This window comes from Enterococcus crotali (genome assembly GCF_000633635.1).
In the GTDB taxonomy this organism is placed as follows: Bacteria; Bacillota; Bacilli; order Lactobacillales; family Enterococcaceae; genus Enterococcus_L; species Enterococcus_L crotali.
On the sequence record NZ_AYPQ01000016.1, the window covers coordinates 1 to 5,036 of the forward strand.

4 protein-coding genes, 1 tRNA gene and 2 rRNA genes are annotated in these 5,036 nt (G+C 35.6%); all 7 read right to left on the reverse strand.

Annotated features, from left to right (window positions below; genetic code table 11):
• Positions 1 to 639 precede the first annotated feature (639 nt).
• Positions 640 to 870 (reverse strand): YkuJ family protein, encoded by a 231-nt coding sequence (locus V192_RS0118685; protein ID WP_010773374.1) that lies wholly within the window; start codon positions 868 to 870, stop codon positions 640 to 642.
• Positions 871 to 970: 100 nt separating this feature from the next.
• A complete protein-coding gene (locus V192_RS0118690) occupies positions 971 to 1,861 on the reverse strand; it encodes an NAD(P)-dependent oxidoreductase (RefSeq protein ID WP_025873761.1) in 891 nt (296 codons plus the stop codon).
• Positions 1,862 to 1,939: 78 nt separating this feature from the next.
• Positions 1,940 to 3,163 carry a glycosyltransferase family 4 protein gene (locus V192_RS0118695; RefSeq protein ID WP_035011598.1) on the reverse strand — a complete coding sequence of 408 codons (1,224 nt, stop codon included), beginning with the start codon at positions 3,161 to 3,163 and terminating at the stop codon, positions 1,940 to 1,942.
• Between the two features lie 38 nt (positions 3,164 to 3,201).
• Complete coding sequence (locus V192_RS0118700) at positions 3,202 to 4,230, reverse strand: LTA glycolipid anchor biosynthesis glycosyltransferase, IagA/BgsA family (RefSeq protein WP_029948352.1); 1,029 nt, start codon at positions 4,228 to 4,230, stop codon at positions 3,202 to 3,204.
• A gap of 286 nt (positions 4,231 to 4,516) precedes the next feature.
• Positions 4,517 to 4,590: transfer RNA gene (locus tag V192_RS0118705), tRNA-Asn, on the reverse strand.
• A gap of 7 nt (positions 4,591 to 4,597) precedes the next feature.
• A 5S ribosomal RNA gene (rrf, locus tag V192_RS0118710) occupies positions 4,598 to 4,713 on the reverse strand.
• Positions 4,714 to 4,809: 96 nt separating this feature from the next.
• A 23S ribosomal RNA gene (locus tag V192_RS0118715) occupies positions 4,810 to 5,036 on the reverse strand; the annotation flags it as partial.

Consider the following 5,036-nt stretch of genomic DNA (forward strand, 5'->3'; position numbering starts at 1 on the left):
TTTTATTTTTTGTTCTGAAACAGTTAAAATCGTAAGATTTTTGTCTATGATTCGGAGCATTTTTTTGATAGTATGAAGCATAGCATATCGTTCCTTCCATTAGATTTTGTGTGGTAACTTAATCCTATCAGAGAACGATATGTTTTTTTATATAAAAATGAACATGGGACTGAGAAAAGTATTTCTACTTTCACCAGTCCCATTTATTATAGAGCCCGTCTTTAGCGCCTTATTATAATAGATATACTTGTAGCAAAAATTCCCGTCATAAGCAGGAATGAAGATATATAAACTTAGTAGGAACTGTCTGACATCGATCTTTTGCCTACTGTGTTCTATAAAAAGAGAAAGAAGCTGTAAAAACTCTGCACTGCTTCACTCTTCTAACAAAGAGAGTGAAGTGTTATTAAATGTTTAAAAAGATGACAACAAGAAAATAGTAAATCCTTTAGGGTACTCTATTATCCAAATAGGCCCACGTTTCACTGTACACCAATCAAAGGAGCAGCTGCTATTAATGATTTTTGACACATCAACAACCGTATAAATAAAAAAATCCTGTGGCGTACAAAATTGTACGCCACAGGATTTTCGATTATTATCATTAATTCGTGTTAAATACTTACTGAAATTTTATAATTATTGAATTAAATCATAAATTTCCATTGCAACAATATCAATATTATCAAATTGATAGCTTTGCTGAGAATCAGTTTCCGTTAATTCAAATGTTTCAGTAGATTTATCATAGTTTACGATGCATTTTTCTGCACCTTCACGTTCAAAACGACGAACTTGAATTTCGTTGTCTGTTGCTTCAGTCATCGCTTCAAGTCGCTTGATAATCGCCACAAGTTGTGAATGTTTCATAAATGGGCCTCCCTTTAAAAACTAGTTCTGTACCATTGTATCAAAACATTGTCTTTCTTGCATGATTTTTCGTCATTTTTTTTAATTTTTTTGCTGTTCTTTAATTTTTAGCTTTCGGCTGCTTACCATCAGACCACCAAAGCTTTATCAGAGCTTGTGTGCCATCGTTTTCAAACCCTTTGTCAGCAAGCTTTTCATACAGATCTGTTGCTAATTTCGTCGCTGGTAAATCAAGATTCATTTTCTCAGCTTCGTCTAAGGCAATTTTTAAATCTTTTATAAAATGCTTTACAAAAAAGCCTGGAGAGTAATTTTCTTTTAAGATTCTTGGACTATAATTACTTAATGACCAGTTGGCCGCACTTCCACCAGATAGGGTTTCAATCACCTTATCTAGATCCAAGCCAGCTTTATTAGCATAAACCATCATTTCTGTCATCCCAGTCATTGTACCTGCAATCATAATTTGATTAGCCATCTTAGTGTGCTGACCTTTCCCAGAAGTACCATGGAGTGTATAAGTTGTCCCGAAAGTTTTAAAAATAGGTAGCACTTGGTCATAAGTAGCTTGTTCACCACCAACCATGATTGTCAGAGTGCCATTTTTAGCTCCTAGGTCACCTCCAGATACAGGTGCATCTAGAGTGGCACCGCCTAACTCGTTGGCTCTCACTGCTATTTTTTCAGCCAATGTGGGGGTGCTTGTAGTCAAATCAACAATTATCTTATCTGTGATATCCACTGAGAAGATCCCACTCTCATCAAAATAGATCCCTTCAACATCTTTGGGAAAACCGACCATTGTAAAGATAATATCACTACTCGCCGTAATTTCAGCAGGCGTATCCTTCCAGACAGCCCCATCGGCTACTAATTCATCTGTTTTGCTTTTAGTTCGATTATAAACATTCACTTGCAGCCCTTGTTTCATCATGTTTTTAACTATTGCAGCGCCCATAACGCCTGTTCCAATAAATCCAATTTGTGGCATAATTATCCTCCTTCTATTTTTCGATTAATGAAAAAATCTTCTATTCTCAGTATAAACCAAGAACAGAAGATTTAACATTTATTTTCTTAAAGATGTGAACTTGACTTTAATACGCTCAATAGATGCTGCAGCTTCTTTTTCTATCATGATCTGATCATAATACTTGATCATGTCTTCATAAAATTCAAGCATTACATTGCCGAAACGAGTTGCTGAAATTTCATAAAGTTTCTCTTGTAAAACAGCTTCATCGGGTTTAATTCCTGACTCAACATACTCAATAAATGTTGGTGCAAAATCTGCATCTGTTTTGAACGTTCTTCCTAAACTTTCATGATCAAACAAATTATTCAAATATGCATTACCTTCCACTACACAAGGAACACCTGAAGCCATCGCTTCTGTATAGGTAAGCCCTTGTGTTTCTGAAGTTGAAGCACTAACAAAGTAATCTGCTGCCTTATAATAAATAGCAACCTGATCATTAGGTACTTCACCAATAAATTGAAGATGATCACTTACCATCAATTCTTCCCCTAAACAGCGCAACTTCTCAACATATGGACCATCCCCCACAATGACTAATTTAACTGTTGGAAAACGTTCAATAATAGCTGGCAAACCATTTATAATTGCTTGAATATTTTTTTCATACGAAATTCGGCTCAAAGATAATAACATGACATTATCATCCGTTAACCCCAGTTCCTTACGAAGTGCCTTTTTCATGTCAATTGTAATATCAGGTCTTTCGAATTTATCAATATCAATTCCAGTTGGTATAATTCTCATTGGAGATGTTACACCATATTCTCTTAATTTTTGGATTACTCTTTCACTTGGACAAACTACACCCGTCGTATGGTTTGCAAAAAATCGAGAGAAATACTTCACATGTGTCGGACGAACAACTTTTCCTTTTGCGATATAGTGTAAGTAATCTTCATACATCGTGTGATATGTATGAATGACAGGGACTTTGAGTTTCTTTCCTACCATTTTACCTAGTAGACCAGCACCGAACTCAGTGTGCGTGTGAATCAAGTCTAAGTCTAGCTCTTTAGCAATTAGATAAGCATACCACATACCACGAACTACAATTCTACGATCCTTAAATGATACAAAAGGAACACTAGGCATCCGAATGACATCCTCTTCAAATTCTTTTGCATTTGGGTCAGTAGTCGTAAAAATATAAACTTGGTGTCCTTTTTGTTCTAATTCTTCTTTAAGTGTCTTAATAGATGTTGCAACCCCACTAACTTGGGGAAAATATGTATCTGTAAAAAAACCAAATTTCACCTTGTTCCCCTCCATTAATTTTAATCTTCTAAATGTATCTACGTTTTTCTCTCTGAAAGTTCATTGCTGATAACTGTCTCATAAACTTCTTTTAACTCATGACCAATCCGTTCGATACTTTTTTCTTCAGCAACGCTATAGCCAGCCAATCGAGTATCAGGTAATGTCTTTTCGACAAGTCCTTTAATTAAAAATTCAAATTCTTCATTAGTCTTTCCCATATAGCAATTTACTTTATCATCAAGCCAACCTTTATAAACAGGAATATCTCTCACCAAAACTTGCTGCTTACTGGCTAATGCTTCCAGTATGACAATTCCTTCGGTTTCCTCATAGGAAGGGAAGAAAAAGAGATCTGCTGCTGAATAGGCACCTTCTATGATATCCCCTTTTATGTATCCAGGAAATTCCACATTTACAGGGTGCTCTTCTTTGACTATTGTTCTAATCGCTCTAGGAATAGAATACATCGGTGTGTGACCGAACCAAATGAATCGATATTCAGGGAATCTTCTTGCTAATTCAACAAAATCAATGATTCCTTTTCTTTCAAAATAAAGACCTACACAAATAATCACTTTTTGCCCTTCGCTGATTTCAAAATATTCTTTAAACTTCTTTTCTTTTGCTTCAGAACGTTTAAATCGATTCAAATCAATTCCGTTTGAGATTGATGCGATTGGAACAGTAATACCGTATCCTTCTAATAAATCTTTAGAGTATGGCGTAGGTGTAATCAAATAGTCTGCTTTCGTGTACAGACTAACTAAGTATTTTTTAACTAACGGAGAAACCTGATTCGATCCAATAAATGAATTTCTGAAATCTTCTTCTGTTGAGTGTGCATGATAAATAACTTTTTTTCCCATTTTTTTTGCTTTATTTACCATACTATAGCTGTTGATTCCATAAGTATTAATATGTAAAATGTCATAATCTGTACAATCAGCATCTAATGTATATTCTATCCCAACTTCAGAGAGTGCTCGTTTCTGATGGTCTAAAGCTCGTCCTATTCCAGACTTCGCTAATATTTTCTCTCCTTCAAAATATAATAAAACCTTCACAACACTCCTCCTAACTTCTTTAAATTATTATAGCATAGGTTAAAGAGCCCGTACTCAATCTAAGGTCCTAGTTTTAAATAGCTTATAAGTATTATATCAAAAAACAACGCAACAAAGCCATTATTCAACAAAATAGATCCTTCACATGACAAAACTGTTAGATGAAAATAATTAGTTTTACTCTTCTTTATCATTATTCCACCTTTTGCTGATTCTATCAAATAATAAAATTTATTTTACTATAAAACAAAAAAAGAACGAAAACTAATTAGTTTTCGTTCTTTTACTCCGGCAGTAGGACTCGAACCTACGACATCATGATTAACAGTCATGCGCTACTACCAACTGAGCTATGCCGGAATAATTAGCGTGGCGACGTCCTACTCTCACAAAGGGAAACCCTTCACTACAATCGGCGCTAAGAAGCTTAACTTCTGTGTTCGGCATGGGAACAGGTGTATCCTTCTCGCTATCGCCACCACACTGGGTGTTGTAACTATTAAGTTGAGTGATTATTCACTCAAAACTGGATTGAAGTARGTAATCAAATTCCGAAAAAACCTTTTTTATTTCGTTTCTTTGGTTAAGTCCTCGACCGATTAGTATTGGTCCGCTCCGTACATCACTGCACTTCCACTTCCAACCTATCTACCTGATCATCTCTCAGGGGTCTTACTTTCTTAAAGAAATGGGAAATCTCATCTTGAGGTGGGCTTCACACTTAGATGCTTTCAGCGTTTATCCCTTCCCTACATAGCTACCCAGCAATGCCCTTGGCAGAACAACTGGTACACCAGCGGTAAGTC

Bases quoted from the DNA above. Each gene is read 5' to 3' on its own strand.
- V192_RS0118690 (WP_025873761.1), bottom strand. From the start codon at position 1,861: ATGCCACAAATTGGATTTATTGGAACAGGCGTTATGGGCGCTGCAATA.
- V192_RS0118685 (WP_010773374.1), bottom strand. From the start codon at position 870: ATGAAACATTCACAACTTGTGGCGATTATCAAGCGACTTGAAGCGATG.